The sequence below is a fragment of the Bradyrhizobium australafricanum genome (assembly GCF_020329495.1).
Classification (GTDB): Bacteria; Pseudomonadota; Alphaproteobacteria; order Rhizobiales; family Xanthobacteraceae; genus Bradyrhizobium; species Bradyrhizobium australafricanum.
This window is the reverse complement of the sequence record NZ_JAGKJL010000006.1, coordinates 112,449-131,131: the sequence shown is the minus strand read 5'-3', so window position 1 is coordinate 131,131 and position 18,683 is coordinate 112,449. Positions and strand designations below refer to the sequence as shown.

The following is an 18,683-nucleotide window of genomic DNA, read 5'->3' as shown; positions in this document are numbered from 1 at the left end:
AGCGATGTACACGATTGGGGTCGACGTCGGCGGCACTTACACCGACCTGGTTGCGACGGATCAAACCGGGCGCACGGTTTTTGCGAAATCGCCGTCCACGCCGGCCGATCAGTCGATCGGCGTCATGGCGGGATTGGAAGAGTTGGCGCGCCGCCTCGGCGTGACGCGCGCGGCGATGCTCGCCGCGACCGATCGCCTGGTGCACGGCACGACGGTTGCGACCAATGCGCTGCTCGAGCGCAAGGGCGCCAAAGTTGCGCTGCTGACCACCGAAGGTCATCGCGACGTCGTCGAGATGCGCGAAGGGCTGAAGCCGGACCGCTACGATCTGCGCACGCCGCCGCCCGAGCCGCTGGTGCCGCGCGAGCGCCGCTTTGGCGTGCGCGAGCGGCTGAAGGCCGACGGCAGCGCCGCGGTTGCACTCGATGCCACAGCGCTCGGCGATGTCGTCGCCGAGGTGAAACGGTCGGGTGCGAATTCCGTCGCGGTCTGCTTTCTGCATGCCTATCTCAACCCGGCACACGAGCTTGCCGCCGTCGAGCAGCTGGCGAAGGAGCTGCCCGACGTCAGCGTGTCGCGCTCCAGCGACGTGCTGCCGCAGATCAAGGAATATGAGCGCGCCTCGACCACGATCGTGAACGCTTATGTCGAGCCCACCGTGCGGCGCTATCTCACCAATCTGGAGCGCAGCCTGCATGAGGCCGGCTTTGCCGGCTCGCTGTTCGTCGTGCTATCGCATGGCGGCATGGCGCCGGTGGAGGAGGCCTCGCGGCTTGCCGCGGGCACTGTGCTGTCGGGGCCGGCCGGCGGCATTTCCGGTAGCCGCCGCTGCGCCGACCTGCTCGGGATTCCCGATCTCGTGCCGTTCGACATGGGCGGCACCTCGACCGATATCTCGCTGATCGCCGATGGCCAGGCCTCGCTGTCGGCCGACGGCATGCTCGCAGGCCAGCGCATTGCGCTGCGCAGCCTCGACATCGCCAGCATCGCCGCCGGGGGCGGCTCGATCGCGAGCGTCGACGGCGGCCGCACGCTGCGGGTCGGGCCGGAGAGCGCAGGCTCGGTGCCGGGCCCGGCCTGCTACGGCAATGGCGGCATGGCTGCCACCGTCACCGATGCCAATGTCGTGCTCGGTTATCTCGACGCCGCCGCCTTCATGGGCGGCGCGCGCCCGCTCGATCGCGTCGCGTCGGAAACGGCGGTGGATCAGATTGCCGCAGCGCTCGAGCTGTCGCGGATCGAGGCCGCCGCCGGCATCTACAAGATGATCAATTTGAAGATGGCCGACGGCATCCGCCTGATGACCTTGCGCCGCGGCGTCGATCCCCGCAAATTCGCGCTGCTCAGCTTCGGCGGCGCCGCCGGCATGCACGCCGCCGAGGTCGCGCGCGAGCTCGAGATCAAGCGCATCATCGTGCCGACGGTCGCCTCCGTGCTTTCGGCCTGGGGTATGCTGACCAGCGATCTGCGCTACGAGGTCAGCCGCACCCATTACGGCACGGGCCGGATTTCCGCCGACGAGGTTCGCGCCTTGTTCGCCGGGCTGGAAGCGCAGGCGGCGGGGCGGCTGCGCGACTGGTTCAAGGACGACATCGCGACCGAACGCTCGGCCGAGATGCGGTACGGCGAGCAGGTGTTCGAGATCGACGTGCCGCTCGGCGACCTCGATCTCGGCGCCGCCGATCTCGTGACGCAAATCGAGGAGCGCTTCCATCGCCGCCACGAGGAGCTCTACACCTATGCCTCGCGCGGCCAGGAGGTGGTGTTCGTCAACGCCCGCGTCGCCGCCGTCGGCAAGGTGGCGCGCGGCGGCAGTGATGCCGGAAAGGCCAGCTCGGCTGCGCCCTGCGCGCCGCGCGGCAAGCGGCAGGCCTGGTTCGGTGCCTGGCGCGAGGTGCCGGTCTACGCGCTCGACGATCTCAGGCCGGGCCATTCGCTGGCCGGTCCGGCGATCATTGAGGCTGAAACCACCACCGTCCTGGTCGACAGCGGTGACCGCGTCGCGGTCAACCCGCTGGGCTGGCTCGACATAACATTGCGCTGATCGCCAAGTCGGAACTGCACTCCCTCTCCCGCTTGCGGGCAGGGCTATCGCATGTGCGCTCGATCCCTCCACAGACTCGTCATGCCCGGCCTTGTGCCGGGCATCCACGTCTTGGTTTCCGCGCGAAAAAGACGTGGATGGCCGGGACAAGCCCGGCCATGACGATGTGGAAATAGCGCCGTCAAGCTTTTCGCTGCCATATGCGATTGCCCTGCGCTTGCGGGGGAGGTGAAAGAAGGCCTGCCTCCGCCATCAACATTTCATTTTTCCGGCATTGGCTTGGGCGATAAACTCCGCTCGCTCGGGAGGAGCGTCGGCCCGCCGCCGGCGTTTGTGGCGATGTTGATGCAAACAAAAAGACAAACTGCGCTTTCGATATCCCTGGTCCTCGCAGCTGTCCTCGCGGCGGCGCCGTTGCGCGCGCAACAGGCGCAGCCGGCGGCCGGCGACGAGATCCGCATCGGCAACGTCATGCCGTACACCGGACCGCTCGCGGCATTCGCGACCATCGGGCGGGCGGAGGCGGCCTATTTCGACATGGTCAACGAGCACGGCGGCATCAACGGCCGCAAGGTCAGGTTCGTCTCGGTCGATGATAGCTCCAATCCGAAGATCGCGATGGAGCAGACCCGCGATCTCGTCGAGAAGCAGGACGTGCTGTTGATGTTCGGCTCGTTCGGCACGCCGAGCAATCTCGCGGTCAGGAAGTACCTCAACGAGAACAAGGTGCCGCAGCTGTTCGTTGCTTCCGGCGACGAGGCGTGGGCGCATCCTGTGACCTTTCCCTGGACCATGGGCTGGCAGCCGACCTTCCGCGCCGAGGGGCGGATCTACGCCAATTACATTCAAGCGGCCTATCCCTCCCGCAAGATCGCGGTGCTCTGGCAGAACGACCAGTTCGGCCGCGACCTGTTCAAGGGATTGCAGGAGGGGCTCGGCGACACCGCGGGCATGATCGTCGCCGATCTCGCTTTCGATGCATCGGAGACCGCGATCCAGAACCAGATCGGAATCCTGAAGAACTCCGGCGCCGATATTCTGGTGTTTGACGGCGCGCCGGCGATCGCGGCGCGCGCGATCCGCGTCGCCGCCGACCTCGACTGGCATCCGGTGTTCATCCTCGACAACGCGTCGGCCTCGATCGCCAGCGCCTTGCGGCCGGCGGGCCTGCAGAATTCGCTCGGTGTGATCTCGACCTCGTTCCTCAAGGATGCCGGCGATGCCTCCTGGAAGGACGATCCGCAGATCAAGGCATGGCTCGCCTTCATGGACAAATATTATCCCGACGGTGACAAGGACGACATCTACGCCGTGTTCGGCTACGCCGCCGCGGATACGCTGATGCAGGTGCTGCGCCAGTGCGGCGACGATCTGTCGCGCGAGAACATCATGCGGCAGGCCGCGTCGCTGAAGGACTACCAGAGCCCGATCGCGCTGCCCGGGATCGTGATCAACACCGGACCGAAGGACTTCCGCCCGATCAAGCAGATGCGGCTGGTGCAGTTCGACGGCAATGCCTGGCAGCCGATCGGCGACGTGATCGACAGCGCGTTCACGGCAGTGCGCGAGGATAATTGAGGGCCGTTGAGTTGGGTCATGCGTCGTCCCGGCGAAGGCCGGGACCCATTACCCCAACTCTCAGTTGTTTGTGCGTCGCTGGGGCAACAATCCTTTTCACACCACGCAGCGGTGGTTATGGGTCCCGGCTTTCGCCGGGACGACGGTGTGGAGAGAGTTTACTTCTTCAACCCATAGTTCAACAGCCCGCCCTTGTTCTTCGGCGGGTGCGCGCGCAGGCCTTCCTCGTTCGGCTCGGTGCCCCAGCCCGGACGATCCTGGATCACGAGATGGCCGTCGACGAACTCTGGCACATGGGTGAACAGCTCGTGGTCCCAGGCCAGCCGATCGATGTCGGTTTCCATGATCCGCAGGTTCGGCACCGCGGCGCAGAAATGCGCGTTCATCATGGTGCAGAGGTGGCCGTAGAAATTATGCGGCGCGACGTTGACCTCGAAATGCTCGGCGGCGGCGGCGATCTTCATCGACTGCCAGACCCCGTTCCACGGCGTGTCGATGATCGCGACATCCATCGCCTGCTCGGTGAAATAGGGCAGGAATTCGCGCAGGCCGAGCAGCGTCTCGCAGGACGAGATCGGGTGCGGGCTCTGGCGGCGGATATAACCGAGTGCCTGCGGATTGAAGGTGTCGATCTCGACCCAGAACATGTCCATCTTCTCGATGGCGCGCAGGATCTTCAGATAGCCTTCGGTCTTGGCGTTGAAGTTGAGGTCGAGCAGGAGATCGACATCCGGCCCCGCGCCGTCGCGGATCGCCTCCAGATGCATGCAGAGATTGCGCAGCACATTGCGGTCGATATTGATCTCGGGCTGGAACGGCGAGCCGAAGCCGGGGCGCCAGCCTTGCGGCTTGCCGTCGGTATAGACGAAGATGTTGGTCTTCATCGCCGTGAATTTCTTCTCGCGCACCTCAGCCCCGATCGCCTTGACGCCGTCGAGATCGGTGATCGCCGGCTTGTACCAGTCGGGATGATTGATGCGCCAGGTCGCGCAATGCGACCAGTAGACCCGCACGCGGTCGCGGATCTTGCCGCCGAGCAGGTCGTAGCAGGGCACGCCGAGCGCCTTGGCCTTGACGTCGAGCAGCGCGTTCTCGATCGCCCCGAGCGCCAGTGCCACCACGCCGCCGGCGGCAGGGCGCGTCGCGGCGAACAACTCGACATAGATCCGCTCGTGCTCGAACGCGTTCTTGCCGACCACGCGCGCCGACAGCCGCTCGATCGCCGCCGTCACGCCGGGCGCGCCGAAGCCCTCGTCATATTCGCTCCAGCCGACCAGCCCGTCCGTCGTCGTCACCTTGACGAAGTGATAATTCCGCCAGCCGGCATCGCAGGCGAGCGTCTCGACGCTTTTGATTGTGGTGGATTTGCTCATGGTTTCCCGCCCGGTTGTTTGTTGCTGTTGGCGGGATACCAACAACGGATCGGCGGACGCGTCAATTCGCGCCAGGGCAAGGCGACAATGCGTATTGGCAAGGCGGCACTCGCCTCTTCGTTCACCGTCACCCTGAGGAGCGCGCTCTTGCGCGCGTCTCGAAGGGCGACGGCCCGGCTCTTTCCGCGTGGATCTCACGGGGCCGTGCATCCTTCGAGGCTCGCAAGAGCTCGCGCCTCAGGATGACGGGACAAACATCTCGGTGTCAGGCCGGAACAATGTCGGCCGCTGACGCTCAAACGTCTTGCGGCCGCGCTTGAAGCCCATCAGCACGTCGGGCAGCTCGGCGATCGCGTTGGTTCCGCTGTCGGTATCGAGCACGACGATGTCGGCGGGATTGCCGACCGCGATGCCGTAATCCTTCAGGTTCATCAGCCGCGCCGGCAGGTCGGTGACGAGATCGAGGCAGGCGTCGAACTCGCCGATCCCGGCATGCGCCGCATTGGCGTAGAGATTGGCCATCCGCAGCAGCGATGCATCGCCGAACGGCGTGAACGGGTTCTGCACATTGTTGGTCGCGACCGAGCAGAGCACGCCATCGGCGACCAGCCGGTGCGCGGCGGTCAGCCCGCGCGGCGCGTTGTGGGTGGCGTCGCGGCCCATCAGATAGAGATCGGTCGCCGGCAGCACGGTGACCGCGACACCGGCCTCTGCGAGGCGCGTGCTCGCCGCCTTCAGCCGCTCGGGCGGCAGCGCGGAGAGTTTGGTCGCATGCCCGATCGCGACGCGTCCGTGATAGTTGCGCCGCTCGGTCTGCCGGCAGACCTCCTCCATGTGCCACCAGGAAGGATCGAGGTCGAAATCGAGATGGAGGTCGACATCGACGTCGAACTCCTGCGCGAGGTCGAAGATGCGCGCGATATGCGCGTTCGGATCGCTGTCGACATAGGGGCAGCCGCCGACCGCCTCGGCACCGTCGTTGAGCGCCGCGACCAAGAGCTCGTCGGCGCCGGGATCGTTGGTCAGGCCCTCCTGCGGAAAGGCGCAGAGCGAGAGGTCGAGCGCCCAGGCATAGTCGCGTTTCAAGGCCTTGACCGCCTCGAAGCCGCGCAGCCCGATCCTCGGGTCGATCTCGACATGCGTCCGCATCCGCGTGGTGCCGGCCGTGATCGCGCGCTCGATCACTTTTGAGCCGCGCGCATAGACATCCTCGACCGTGAAGTCGCGCTTCATCGCCGACACCGCGCGGATCGCCTCGCTGAGGCTGGCGTGATCGTGGCCGCAGCGGCCGAGCAGGCAGGCCTTGTCGAGATGGATATGGTTGTCGACGAAGCCGGGCAACGCCAGCCGGCCGTTGAGGTCGACGTCGACCGCCTCGCACACGAGGCGCGGCGCGATCGCGGCGATCCTGCCGCCGGCGATGCCGATATCGACCGCGGCGGCGGAGCTGCGCGTCACGGCATTGCGGAAGACGAGGTCGAAGGCAGGTTTCGCGATCATCGGCGAGGAAACATCAGGATGGTCTGAGCCTAGCGGAGGGGCGAGGATCCGGCAGCACCAGATTGTGTGCAGTTTTATGGTTCGATTGTCTAAAAAATATGCATACACTTTTGCCGGCAGATTGTAGAGTCCTGATTATTCCTGGAGGCCCCATGTCCGCACCCGCCAAAGCCGATGCCCGCCCGATGTCCGATGCCGAGATCGTCGAGGCCTATCTGACGGCGTCGATGATCCCCGATCCGGATGCGGCCGCGGCCTATATGAAGCCGGACACGGTGATCACCTTCACCGGCGGGCGCGAATTCGACCATCCGCGCGGGCCGACCGCCTTCAACGCGAAGCGCTACCGCTGGGTGAAGAAGAGAATGGACCGCTTCGATGTCTGCCCCGGCACGGACGAGACCGTCGTCTATAGCGTCGGCACGCTCTACGGCGAATGGACCGACGGCACGCCGTTCGAAGGCAACCGCTATGTCGACCGCTTCGTGGTGCGGGGCGGGCAGATCGTCAAGATGGACGTCTGGAACGACAGCGCCGAGCGGATTTTGATTCAGCGGGGGATCGAGGCGTAGGAAGCGGTGCCAGTTCTCCCTCGCCCCGCTCTTGCGGGGAGAGGGTCGGGGTGAGGGGCTGCATCCGCGAGTATCGGCCGCGGATAGACCTGTACCCCCTCACCCGGATCGCATCTGCGATGCGATCCGACCTCTCCCCGCAGGCGGGGCGAGGTAAGAGCATCAGCGCCGCGCCGCCTTCGGCAGCTTCACCAGCTTCTCGCCGCTCGCCTCGTCGGCATAGGGGGCCAGAATATCCAGCAGATCGCGGCCGCGCTGCGGGCTTGGCGCGACCAGCGCGCGGGTCGCCACGGAATCCAGGTGGCTGTGCATCAGCCCCATCACCTTGTCGACGTCGCCTTTCGCCAGCGCGGCGATGATCGCGCGGTGCTCGTTGATCGCGCATTCCGACGAATGCGGCCGGCTATAGAGCGACAGCGTCAGGCAGCAGCGGTAGGCGACCTCGCTGACATAGCGCACCAGGATCGGGCTGCTCGTCATATGGGCGAGCAGGATGTGGAATTCGGTGGCGAGCCGGATCGACACCGCGTCGGTGCCGTCGCGGGCGCGATCCTCGGCGTCGACATGGGCTGTGAGCTCGGCGATCTGCGCCTTGGTCAGCTTGCCCGCGAGTTGCCGCACCACCAGCCGCTCGAGCTCGATGCGGATATCGAAGGCATCGCGCGCCTCCTGCCAGCTCGGCGTCGCCACCACGGCGATGCGGTTGCGCCGCAGCTCGACCAGGCCTTCCGCCGCCAATTGCCCGAGCGCATGCCGTGCGATGGTGCGGCTGACGCCGAAGCGCTCGCCGAGCGAATCCTCGGGCAGCTTGGCGCCGGGCTCCAGCGCCTGCTCGATGATCGCGCGCCGCAGCGCGCGGCAGATCACGCTGACCTTGTCTGACGATTCAGCCGTCTTGCCGATGTCGGCGCGCCCCGCCATTGCCGCGAATCCCTCTCGAAGGTGCTTCGAACGCCTCTTTATCATACCGCCAGAGCAATCGGGCGCTCGAATTGCATGCAGTTTGAGCCGCGGATTGCCCAAAAGGAATCCGGCCTTTGAGGCGCGGAACGCGCGATCTCCTTGATTTTCAACGCTACGGCCGCTGGCATCCGGCTTGCATGCACTTTGCTCGTGATGCGCATGCAACCAAACTCCGAATTCGCCGGCGAGCCGATGGCCGCCGGGTCCGCGCCGACCGCGATCGCGCTGTCGGACGCCTCCGTGACCTTCGGCCGCGGCGCCCGCGCCGTGCCGGCACTGTCGACAACCACGCTGCGGATCGCCGACGGCGAGTTCGTCGCGCTGGTCGGCCCGTCCGGCTGCGGCAAGTCCACCATCCTGCGGCTGGTCAGTGGCCTGGCGCGGCCGACCACCGGCGTCGTCATCGTCGGCGGCCGCGAGGTCGCGGCGCGCGCGGTGCGGGTCGGCATGGCGTTCCAGAACCCGACCATGCTGCCGTGGATGACGATCGAAAAGAACATCATGCTGCCGCTGAAGATCGTCGAGCCGTTCCGCTCGCAGTTCCGCAAGTTGCGCAAGACCGAATTCCGCGACAAGGCCAACACGCTGCTCGAGCAGGTCGGGCTGAAGGGCTTTGGCGGTCGCTATCCGTGGCAGCTCTCCGGCGGCATGCTCCAGCGCGCCAATCTGTGCCGCGCGCTGATCCACGAGCCGCGCATGCTGCTGCTCGACGAGCCGTTCGGCGCGCTCGACCAGTTCACCCGCGAGGAGCTGTGGGGAATCCTTCAACAGCTCTGGATCACCCACAGGCCGACCGTGCTGCTGGTCACCCATGATCTGCGCGAGGCCGGCTTCCTCGCCAACCGCATCTGCGTGATGAGCGCGCGGCCCGGCCGCATCCTCGACGACTCCAGGGTCGATTTCGCCCGTCCGCGCACCGTGGCGATGACCTTCGAGCCCGACTTCGTCGCACTCAACCAGAAGCTCCGCGCCTTCATCGTCGATGCGCGCACCGCGGCGCGAGAGGGAGCCTGACCATGTCCGTGTCAGACATCAGGCAGAAGGCCTGGTCCGCGGCGCTGATCGTGCTGTTTTTCGTCGCCTGGGAGCTGTTCTGCCTGATGACGGGGATGTCGGACCTCGTGTTGCCGCGGCCGTCGCAGATCTTCGTCACGCTGTTCGAGAAATTCCCGATCCTGTGGCCGCACATCGTGCAGACCCTGGCCACCACCATGATCGGCTTCGTGCTCGGCGTGGCGCTCGGCGTCGCGCTCGGTGCCGTGATCGGGGTGTCAAAAACCGCCTACGACACCTGTTATCCGCTGCTAGTCGGCTTCTCGTCGATCCCGAAGGTCGCCGTGGTGCCGATCTTCGTGCTGTGGTTCGGCTCCGGCACCGTGCCGGCGGTGTTGACCTCGCTGTCGATCTGCTTCTTCCCGATCGTCGTCAACATCGCCACCGGCCTTGCCACCACCGAGCCCGAGCTCGAGGACGTGCTGAAGGCGCTCGGCGCCAGCAAGTTCGACATCCTGTGGAACGTCGGCCTGCCGCGGACGATGCCGTTCTTCTTCGCCTCGCTGAAGGTCGCGGTCTCCTACGCCTTCGTCGGCGCGGTGCTGTCGGAAACCGTCGCCTCGAACCGCGGCATCGGCAACGTCATGATGACCGCGTCCTCCAATTTCAACGTGCCGCTGGTGTTCGCCGGGCTGTTCGTGCTCGCCGGCCTCGGCGTCGCGCTCTACGTCCTGTTCTCGCTGATCGAGGGCCAGGTCACCGGCTGGGCGACGCGCAAGGACAATGTCATCGCCACTTGAGACACCTCGTCAACCGTCAAGCAATGAAGCTTAAGGAGATCTCGATGCTGAGAAAGGTAAGCGCCGCGCTGTTGGGATTGGCCCTGGTCGCCGGTCCCGCGCGCGCCGAGGACACCACCATCAAGTTCACGCTGGGCTGGAAGACGCAAGGCTCGGACGCCGCGTTCTTCTACGCCAAGGACAACGGCTACTTCAAAGAGGAAGGCCTCAACGTCGTGATCGACCAGGGCGAGGGCTCCGGCGCGACGGTGACGCGCATCATGTCGGGCGCCTATGATGCCGGCTTCGGCGATGTCAACGCGATCATCCAGAACGCCGCGACCAAGCCGCAGGATGCGCCGGTCATGGTCTACATGATGTGGAACCAACCGCCATTCGCGATCGTCGCCAAGAACTCGAGCGGCATCAAGACGATCAAGGATTTCGAGGGCCACACGCTCGGCGGCGCGCAGGGGACGCCGACCACGCGGCTGTTGCCGGTGTTCGTGCACAAGAACGGGCTCGATGGCGAGAAGATCAAGGTCTCCAACATGGCGCCGAACCTGCAGGAGCCGATGCTGATCAAGGGCGACATCGACGCCGCGCTGGTGTTCAACATCACGAGCTATTTCAACCTGGTGCTGAACCGCCAGGACCCCGACAAGGACTTCAAATGGTTCTCGTTCGGCGATTACGGGCTCGACCTCTATTCCAACGGCGTGATGGTCTCGCGCAAGCTGATCGCGTCGAATCCGAAGGCGGTGGCCGGACTCGTCCGCGCCATCAACAAGGGCGCGATCGCGGTCGCCAAGGACCAGAACGCGGCCATGAAGGCGGCGCTGAACTACGATAATCTCATCAATGTCGATGTCGAGAAGCGCCGCCTGCAATATTCCTTCGAGAAGCTGATCGTCTCGCCGGAGATGAAGGACATCGGCATCGGCGACGTCAAGGACGACCGCATGGCCCGCGCCATCGGCTTCATCGTCGAAGGCTACCAGCTCGCCCGCACGCCGGCCCCGGCCGAAGTGTTTTCGCGGGAATTCCTGCCGCCGCGCGCGGAGCGGGAGCTGGTGTATACGGCGAATTAAGTTTACTCGTCATTGCGAGCGAAGCGAAGCAATCCATTCTTCGGCACGGGAATAGATGGATTGCTTCGTCGCTCCGCTCCTCGCAATGACGGCGGAGGGACCGATGGACGTCACGGCAACCCGTCTGTTCTGCGGTGCTGACCACGACATCCGCAACGACGTCGTGCTCCGTCACGCCGGCGGCGTCATCACCGATATTTCCGAAGCCGCGCGCCAGGCGACAGGCCCGCGTTCCCTCATCCTTCCCGCCTTCGTCAACGCCCACGACCACGCCCGCCCGCGCGCCTCGAGCTTCGGCGCGGTCGGCATGCCCCTGGAGAGCTGGATCCTGCGCACGGTGGTCGGCACGCCGGTCGATCCGTATCTCAGCGCCGCCACGGCGTTTGCCCGCGCGGCGCAGGCCGGCTGCGCGGCGATGATGGTGCACTACACCCGCCCGAGTGGCACCATGCCGCTCGTCGATGAAGCCAGGGCAATCGCGCGCGCCGCCGGCGATGTCGGCATCCGCATCGCCTTTGCCATCGCGGTGCGCGACCAGAACCCGATCGTCTATGGCGACAGCGAAGCGGTGCTGTCAGGTCTTCCGGCCGACGACCGCAAGATGATCGAACAGCTGTTCGTGCGCGCCCCGATGTCGCCGCAGGCCTATATCGAGCTGACCGACGCGATCGCTGCGGCGATCGGCGGGCCGAAGGTCGATGTGCAGCTTGGCCCAGCCGGGGTGCAGTGGTGCTCGAAGCCGCTGCTGGAAGCAGTCGCGGAGAACTCGGCGCGGACCGGCCGCCGCATCCACATGCATCTGCTCGAGACGATCTACCAGCGCGCCTGGGCCGACCGGCATTTTCCCGGCGGTATCGTCCGCTATCTCCGCGACATCGGCTTCCTCTCGGAGCGGCTGACGCTCGCGCATTGCATCCACGCGCGGCCCGACGAGCTCGAGATGATCGCGGCGTCGGGCGCGCGCATCGTCACCAATTTCTCCTCCAACCTGCACCTGCGGTCCGGGCTGGCGCCAATCGCGGCGGCGCACGCTTGCGGCTGTGCAATCGCGGTCGGCGTCGATGGCCTCGCGCTCGATGAGGACGACGACGTGCTGCGCGAGATGCGGCTGGTGCAGATGATGCACGGTGGTCTCGGCTTCAAGCGTACATGGACTGCTCAGGAATTCTTCACGCTCGCGATCCGCAACGGCCGCCGCGCCACCGGCGCGCCGGGCACCGGCGAGCTCGCGGTCGGTGCGCCGGCCGATTTCGTCAGCATCGATCTCGATCGCCTCGAGGGTGATCAGATTCTCGATGCCGATCCGCTCGACCTCTTGTTCGCGCGCGGCAATGCGTCGCTGATCTCAGAGCTTGTGGTCGATGGTCGCACCGTCGCCAGGGCCGGCCGGTGCCTCGGTGTTGATCTTCCCGCCATTGAGCAGGAACTGCGCGGCATCACCCGTGCGAGCGCGGCCACATACGCGCATGTCTTGCGCGCATGGCCGCGATTGTCGAACTCAGTGCAACACTGGTTCGAAGCGCAGCTCACCTGCAATTAGCTGCACAATCTTCGCTTCGCGCCGAGCAGCAGCTTCGGTCATACGCTCGCTAATTCCGTCAAGCGGAAGAAAATTCCACTTGCATCACACTCGTCGCGCGGCTTCAAGTTCACCCAACAAGAAAACTGAATCAGTCGCTGTCACCGGCTGGTCATGTGTCGCGAGGAAGCCTGATGGGCGCGTTGTCGCATCTGCGGATTGTCGAGATCGGAAGTGCTGCGGCGACGAGCTATTGCGCGCGGCTGTTTGCCGATTTCGGCGCCGATGTGCAGAAGGTCGAGCCGCCGCAGGGCGATCCGCTTCGCCGCACCGCGCCGCTGACGCCCAAAGGCCGGAGCGCGTGGTTTGCGTTCCTCAACTTCAACAAGTCGAGTGTCGTGCTCGACACGCGCGATGCGGGCGCGGCATCCCGCCTGCGGGAGCTGATTGCCGGCTGCGACATCCTGCTCGACGGGCGCGGCATCGCTGCGGCGGATTGTCCCGAGATCGATCTCGACGCGATCAAGCGGGATAATCCGGGCCTGATCCATCTCGACCTCGCCTGGTTCGGCGATCGCGGTCCCTACGCCAATTTCGCGGCGACCGACTCCACGATCCGCGCGCTGACCGGGCTGGTGAAGCTGGTCGGTCCGGAGCAGGGGCCGCCGATGCATGCGCCGGATTTCCAGATCGGGATTCTGGGCGGGCTGTGGGGTTTCATCGCCGCCGCATCGTCGGTGCTCGGGCGCATGCAGGACGGGCGCGGGCGCGCAAACCATCTCAGCCTGTTCGAGACCTCTATCGCCGTCACCGAATACATCATGTTCGAGGCATTCCAGCGCGGCGACATCATGCGGCGGATCGGCGTCAACCGGTTCTGGCCGACCTTTCCGGTCGGCATCTACGAGACCAAGCAGGGCTGGCTCGGCGTCACCACGGTGACCCCGGCGCAGTGGCGCGCGTTCTGCGAGATGCTCGGGCTCGACGAGCTGCGCGACGATCCGACACTGGTCATGGGGGTCGACCGGCTGCGCCATGTCGCCGAAATCGAAGCCAAGATCCTGCCGAAGCTGAAGCAGCGCACCGCGCAGGAATGGTTCGCCGAAGGGCTCAAGCGCAAGATTCCAATCGTGCCGGTGCCGGAGGTCGCGGATCTCATCGCCGATGAGGAGAAGCGTGCGCGTGGTGCCATCGTCCCGATCACCATGGGCGACGAGACCGGCTTTTCCGCCGGCACGATGCAGCGGCTGACCGCAACGCCGCCGCTGCGCGGCGGCCGGGTGCCTGATCTCGGCGAGCAGCAGGCGAGGCGCGAGGCTGCGCCGCGCGTGCCAGCGCCCAAGCCCGCTGCAACCGATCGCTTGCCGCTCGAGGGCATCCGCGTCGTCGACTTTTCGATGGGCTGGGCCGGGCCGATCTGCACCCGCACGCTCGCCGATCTCGGCGCCGACGTCATCAAGATCGAGGCGACCCAGTATCCGGACTGGTGGCGCGGCGTCGACCGCCGTCCGGCCTATGTGCTGGAGCAGATGTACGAGAAGTCGGTGCGCTACTGCATCATGAACCGCAACAAGCGCGGCATCACGCTCGATCTGACCCGGTCGAAGGGGCTTGAATTGGCGAAGCGCCTGCTCGCCGATGCCGACCTCGTGGTCGACAATTATTCGGTCGAGGTGCTGCCCAAGCTCGGCCTCGGCTATGACGTGCTGAGCAAGATCAATCCCAAGCTGGTGATGATGTCGATGTCGGCGTTCGGCGCCGGCAGCGTGCATCGCGATTGCCGCGCTTACGGCTCGACGCTGGAGCAGGGCTCCGGCCTGCCCAGCGTGGTCGGCGATCCCGCTGGTCCGCCGGTCATGAGCCATACCGCGTTCGGCGACGCCGTCGGGGGCCTCAACGGCGCCGCCGCGGTGCTGACCGCGCTGATCCACGCCAAACTGACGGGGCAGGGGCAGTTCATCGATCTCGCCCAGATCGAATGCATGATGCCGTTCGCCGCGCCCTGGATCGTGGCGCATTCGACCAGTGGCAAGCCGCCGACCAAATACGGCAACCGCCATCCGGATTTCGTGCCGCATGGCTGCTTTCGCTGCGCCGGAGAAGACAACTGGATCGTCGTCGCGGCGTCCGACGCCGCGATGTGGCCAAAGCTCGCCCGGCTGCTCGGCCGCGAGGATTGGGCAGCGGACGCGGCGCTCAAGACGGCCGCGGGCCGCCGCGCCATCGAGGCCGAGATCGAGGCTGCGATCACGGCCTGGACCGCGGCGCGCGATGCCGATGCGGCGATGACCGCGCTGCAATCTGCCGGCGTTGCCTCCGGCGTGGCGCGGCTGCCGATCGATCTCCTGGAGGATCCGCAGCTCCACGCGCGCGGCTTCATCCAGCAGGTCGACCGCGCGTTCATCGGACGACATCCGCAGCCGTCGATGCCGTTTCGCGAGAGCGATGCGCCGTTCGCGATCCGCTCGGTGCCGCCGACGCTCGGCGAGCACAACCGCGAGATCCTCGGCGGCATGCTCGGGCTCTCCGACGCCGAGCTCGATGAGCTCACCCGCGAGGGCATCATCGGCACCGAGATGCTGATGGAGGAGCAGCTGGTGAAAGAAAAGAAGCGGGCGGCGGGCTGATGGAGACAGGCCAGCCGGCACAGCGCAGGGCGGAGGGGGCGCGCGACGGCGCGCGGCCGCTGCTGTCCGTGCGGGGGCTCGGCATCCGCTTCAAGACCGCGCAGGGCGTCTGGCAGGCGACGCGCCGCATCGACTTCGACATCGCGCCCGGCGAGCGCGTCGGCATCGTCGGCGAGAGCGGCTGCGGCAAGACCATCACCGGCCTGTCGATCCTGCGGCTGTTGCCGGGCAATTTTGCCGGCCTCGACGGCAAGATCCTGTTCGACGGCGTCGATCTCGCTTCCTGCAGCGCGCGGCAGATGCGCGCGATCCGGGGCAAGCGGATCGCGATGATCTTCCAGGAGCCGATGAGCGCGCTGGACCCGGTCTTCACCGTCGGCCACCAGATCGCCGAGACGCTGCGCGTCCATACCGACGTTTCCCATGAGGAGGCGCGCGCCAAAACGCTGGAGATGCTCCGCCGCGTCGGCATCGCCTCGCCCGAGCGGCGGATCGACGACTATCCGCACCAGCTGTCCGGCGGCATGCGCCAGCGCGTGATGATCGCGGCGAGTTTGATCTGCGGGCCGCAGCTTCTGATCGCGGACGAGCCGACCACCGCGCTCGACGTCACCGTGCAGGCGCAGATCCTCGAGCTGCTGCGCGACATCAGCGAGACCTCGAAGACCGCGCTGATGCTGATCACCCACGATCTCGGCGTCGTCGCCGAGACCTGCACGCGGATGATCACGATGTATGCCGGCGAGGTGATCGAGGACGCCACCGTCGACGAGGCGCTGGTGCGGCCGCTGCATCCCTACACGTCGGGACTGTTGCGCTCGCTGCCGCATTTGAGCCCGCGCCACGGCCGGCTGCCGTCGATCCCGGGCCGGGTGCCGTCGATCGCGGAGATGCCGAACGGCTGCCGCTTCCGCGCCCGCTGCTTACATGCGGCCAAGGGTTGCGAGGCCGAGCAGAAGCTGCGGGACGCCGGTGGCGGCAGAAGAGTGCGCTGCTGGCGCTTTGCCGAGCTCAATCTGCCGGGCGCGCTGCATCCGCCCGGCGTACCGGCGGCTGCGAAGGTCGCGACGCAATGACCACAGCCGGTGCCGAGCCCCGCCGCGACGCCATCGTTTCGGTGCGCGACCTTCAGGTCCGCTTCCAGACCTCGGACCGCCGCGCCACCGTGAAAGCGGTCGACGGCGTCAATTTCGACGTCCGCCGCGGCGAGACCTTTGGCATCATCGGGGAGTCCGGATCGGGCAAGACCACGATCGGCCGCGCGCTGGTGTTCCTGCTCAATCCCAGCGCAGGCGCCATCCTGCATGACGGCATCGATCCAACGGTGCTGCCGCGCCGGGAATTCCAAAGTCATCGCCGCGACTACCAGATCATCTTCCAGGACCCGAACGCCGCGCTGAATCCGCGCATGACCATTCTGGCCTCGGTGCTGGAGCCGCTGGAGCTCGCAGGTGTCGGCAACCGTGCCGAGCGCGAGCGGCAGGCGCGGGAGGCGCTGGAGCGCGTCGGCCTGCCGCAGGAGTTCGGCGCGCGCTACCCGCATCAGCTGTCCGGCGGCCAGAAGCAGCGCGTCGTGATCGCCCGCGCGCTGACGCTCAAACCCAAACTGATCGTCTGCGACGAGGTGGTGGCCGCGCTCGACATGTCGATCCGCGGCGACGTGCTCAATCTGTTTGCCGATCTGCAGCGCGACCTCGGGTTGACCTACGTCTTCATCACCCATGATCTCGCCGTGGTCTCGCATATCAGCGAGCGCGTCGCGGTGATGTATCTCGGCCAGTTCGTCGAGCTCGGGCCGACCGAGGAGGTCGCCGAGCGCCCGCTGCATCCCTACACGATCGCGCTGCTGTCGGCCGAGCCGCGGCCGCTGCCGTCCACGATGCGGCAGGAGAGCCGCATCGTCCTGCAGGGCGAGGTGCCGAGCCCGATCGATCCGCCCTCGGGCTGCCGCTTCCGCACCCGCTGCCCGCACGCGCAGCCGCTCTGCACCGACCGCGTGCCGGAGTGGCGCGAGCTGAAGCCCGATCACTGGGTGGCCTGCCATTTCGCCGATCGCCCGAATTTTTCGCCGAACTCACAACCGGAGACGACGCCATGACAATGACGACACGACGCGAGGCCATGGCGCTGATCTCGGGCGCATTGGCCAGCACCACGCTCAGCGGCCGCGCGTTTGCGGAAGGCGCGCCGAAGAAGGGCGGCACCCTGCACATCTCGGCGCCCGCCAATCCGTCGAGCCTCGATCCGGCGACCGGCGGCGCCGGCTCCGACCACGCCTTCCTGTTCACGATGTACGATACGTTGACCGAATGGGAATTCGACACGCTGAAGCCGAAGCCCGGCCTTGCCGAAAGCTGGAAGTTCACCGACCCCACCACGCTGGTGCTCAACATCCGCGCCGGCGTCACCTTCCATGACGGCACGCCGCTCGATGCGGAAGCCGTCAAGTTCAATCTCGAGCGCAACCGCAGCGATGCGAAGTCGAACATCAAGGCCGATCTGCTCTCGGTCGCCGCGGTCGAGGTCACCGGCCCGCAGCAGGTGACGTTGAAGCTGAAGACACCCGATACCGCGCTGCCCGGGATTCTCTCCGACCGCGCCGGCATGATGGTGTCGCCGACGGCGCTGAAGGTGGCCGAGGGCGGCGTCGTGACGCGCAAGCCGGTCGGCGCCGGTGCCTATTCGTTCGTCAGCTGGGCCGACGGCGAGAAGATCGTGGTCAAGCGCAACGAGAAATACTGGAAGCCGGAGCGGCCGCTTCCCGACGGCATCGAGATCTCGATCATTCCCGAGCTCACCACCGGCGCCCGCTCGGTCACCGCCGGGCAGAACGACCTGATCTACCAGCTGCCGCCGCGGCAGAAGGTGATCATCGAGCGTGCCTCCAGCGTCAAGGTGCTGCATGGCCCGACGCTCTACGTGCTTCAGATCTTCCTCAACTGGGCCAAGCCGCCGTTCGACAATCTCAAGGTCCGCCAGGCGCTCAACTTCGCGATCGACCGCGAATCCTTCGTCAAGGCCGCGCTCGCCGGCCTCGCCGAGCCCGCCTACATGAACCTGCCGAAGGCGCATTGGGCCTACGACGCCGAGGTCGCAAAGCTCTATCCGTACGATCCCGACAAGGCGCGCAAGCTGCTCGCCGAGGCCGGCTTCAAGGAGGGCACTCCAATCGAGTTCGGCGGCTATCCGGACCAGGATTCGGTGCAGCGCCAGGAGATCCTGATCGAGCAGCTGCGCAAGGCCGGCATCGGCGTGCGCTTCGTCAACGCGCCGGTCGCGGAAGCCTCTGCCGCCTTCTTCGGTCCGGAGAAGAAGGGCGCCGGGTTGCTCTCGGCCTGGACCGGACGGCCCGACCCGAGCCTGACCTATTCGCTGATGTTCACCAAGGACGCCTATTACAACGGCGGCCGCGCGCCGGTGCCGGCCGAGCTCGAGGCCGCGATCAAGGAATCGCACGCCTCGGAGGACATCGACACCAGGCGCAAAGCGTTCTCCACCGTGCAGCGGCTGGTGATGGAGAACGCCTTCGTCGCGCCGCTGGCGTTCCAGTTCGAGCTGGTCGCCATGAACAAGAAGGTGCAGGGCTATCGGCCGAACCTGCTCGGCAAGCCGAAATACGACGACGTCTGGCTCGGGAGTTAGGC

Annotated in this window: 14 protein-coding genes; 11 read left to right on the top strand and 3 right to left on the bottom strand. The window is 66.3% G+C overall.

What is annotated here, in order from left to right:
* Positions 1 to 4: 4 nt before the first annotated feature.
* Both J6525_RS07930 and J6525_RS07925 read left to right on the top strand, forming a co-directional pair.
* Complete coding sequence (locus J6525_RS07930) at positions 5 to 2,044, top strand: hydantoinase/oxoprolinase family protein (protein WP_225643434.1); 2,040 nt, start codon at positions 5 to 7, stop codon at positions 2,042 to 2,044.
* A gap of 345 nt (positions 2,045 to 2,389) precedes the next feature.
* Positions 2,390 to 3,622, top strand: coding sequence for an ABC transporter substrate-binding protein (locus J6525_RS07925; protein ID WP_376708454.1), 1,233 nt, complete (start codon positions 2,390 to 2,392; stop codon positions 3,620 to 3,622).
* 158 nt (positions 3,623 to 3,780) lie between these two features.
* Here J6525_RS07925 and J6525_RS07920 read toward each other — a convergent pair whose 3' ends face one another.
* Together J6525_RS07920 and J6525_RS07915 are read right to left on the bottom strand one after the other, a co-directional pair.
* A complete protein-coding gene (locus J6525_RS07920) occupies positions 3,781 to 4,995 on the bottom strand; it encodes a mandelate racemase/muconate lactonizing enzyme family protein (protein ID WP_225643430.1) in 1,215 nt (404 codons plus the stop codon).
* A gap of 237 nt (positions 4,996 to 5,232) precedes the next feature.
* Positions 5,233 to 6,495, bottom strand: coding sequence for an amidohydrolase family protein (locus J6525_RS07915; protein ID WP_225643428.1), 1,263 nt, complete (start codon positions 6,493 to 6,495; stop codon positions 5,233 to 5,235).
* A 152-nt stretch (positions 6,496 to 6,647) separates the two neighbouring features.
* Between J6525_RS07915 and J6525_RS07910 the strand changes: the two genes are divergently transcribed.
* Positions 6,648 to 7,067 (top strand): nuclear transport factor 2 family protein, encoded by a 420-nt coding sequence (locus J6525_RS07910; protein WP_092082564.1) that lies wholly within the window; start codon positions 6,648 to 6,650, stop codon positions 7,065 to 7,067.
* A 162-nt stretch (positions 7,068 to 7,229) separates the two neighbouring features.
* Here J6525_RS07910 and J6525_RS07905 read toward each other — a convergent pair whose 3' ends face one another.
* Positions 7,230 to 7,988 carry a GntR family transcriptional regulator gene (locus tag J6525_RS07905; RefSeq protein ID WP_225643426.1) on the bottom strand — a complete coding sequence of 253 codons (759 nt, stop codon included), beginning with the start codon at positions 7,986 to 7,988 and terminating at the stop codon, positions 7,230 to 7,232.
* A gap of 201 nt (positions 7,989 to 8,189) precedes the next feature.
* Between J6525_RS07905 and J6525_RS07900 the strand changes: the two genes are divergently transcribed.
* From J6525_RS07900 to J6525_RS07865, 8 genes are all read left to right on the top strand, one after another.
* Positions 8,190 to 9,044 carry an ABC transporter ATP-binding protein gene (locus J6525_RS07900; protein WP_225643424.1) on the top strand — a complete coding sequence of 285 codons (855 nt, stop codon included), beginning with the start codon at positions 8,190 to 8,192 and terminating at the stop codon, positions 9,042 to 9,044.
* A 2-nt stretch (positions 9,045 to 9,046) separates the two neighbouring features.
* Positions 9,047 to 9,823, top strand: a complete 777-nt coding sequence (locus J6525_RS07895) for an ABC transporter permease (protein WP_225643422.1) — start codon at positions 9,047 to 9,049, stop codon at positions 9,821 to 9,823.
* A 44-nt stretch (positions 9,824 to 9,867) separates the two neighbouring features.
* On the top strand, positions 9,868 to 10,893 hold the full coding sequence (locus J6525_RS07890; protein ID WP_225643420.1) for an ABC transporter substrate-binding protein: 1,026 nt from the start codon (positions 9,868 to 9,870) through the stop codon (positions 10,891 to 10,893).
* 103 nt (positions 10,894 to 10,996) lie between these two features.
* Entirely contained in the window at positions 10,997 to 12,433 is a 1,437-nt protein-coding gene (locus tag J6525_RS07885) for an amidohydrolase family protein (RefSeq protein WP_225643418.1), read from the top strand.
* 173 nt (positions 12,434 to 12,606) lie between these two features.
* Positions 12,607 to 15,039, top strand: a complete 2,433-nt coding sequence (locus J6525_RS07880; RefSeq protein ID WP_225643416.1) for a CaiB/BaiF CoA transferase family protein — start codon at positions 12,607 to 12,609, stop codon at positions 15,037 to 15,039.
* Complete coding sequence (locus J6525_RS07875; protein ID WP_225643412.1) at positions 15,039 to 16,115, top strand: ABC transporter ATP-binding protein; 1,077 nt, start codon at positions 15,039 to 15,041, stop codon at positions 16,113 to 16,115. The genes J6525_RS07880 and J6525_RS07875 overlap by 1 nt, the downstream gene beginning before the upstream one ends.
* Positions 16,112 to 17,137, top strand: coding sequence for an ABC transporter ATP-binding protein (locus J6525_RS07870; protein WP_225643410.1), 1,026 nt, complete (start codon positions 16,112 to 16,114; stop codon positions 17,135 to 17,137). The genes J6525_RS07875 and J6525_RS07870 overlap by 4 nt, the downstream gene beginning before the upstream one ends.
* Positions 17,134 to 18,681, top strand: a complete 1,548-nt coding sequence (locus J6525_RS07865; RefSeq protein WP_225643408.1) for an ABC transporter substrate-binding protein — start codon at positions 17,134 to 17,136, stop codon at positions 18,679 to 18,681. Before J6525_RS07870 ends, J6525_RS07865 begins: the two co-directional genes overlap by 4 nt.
* Positions 18,682 to 18,683: the final 2 nt, after the last annotated feature.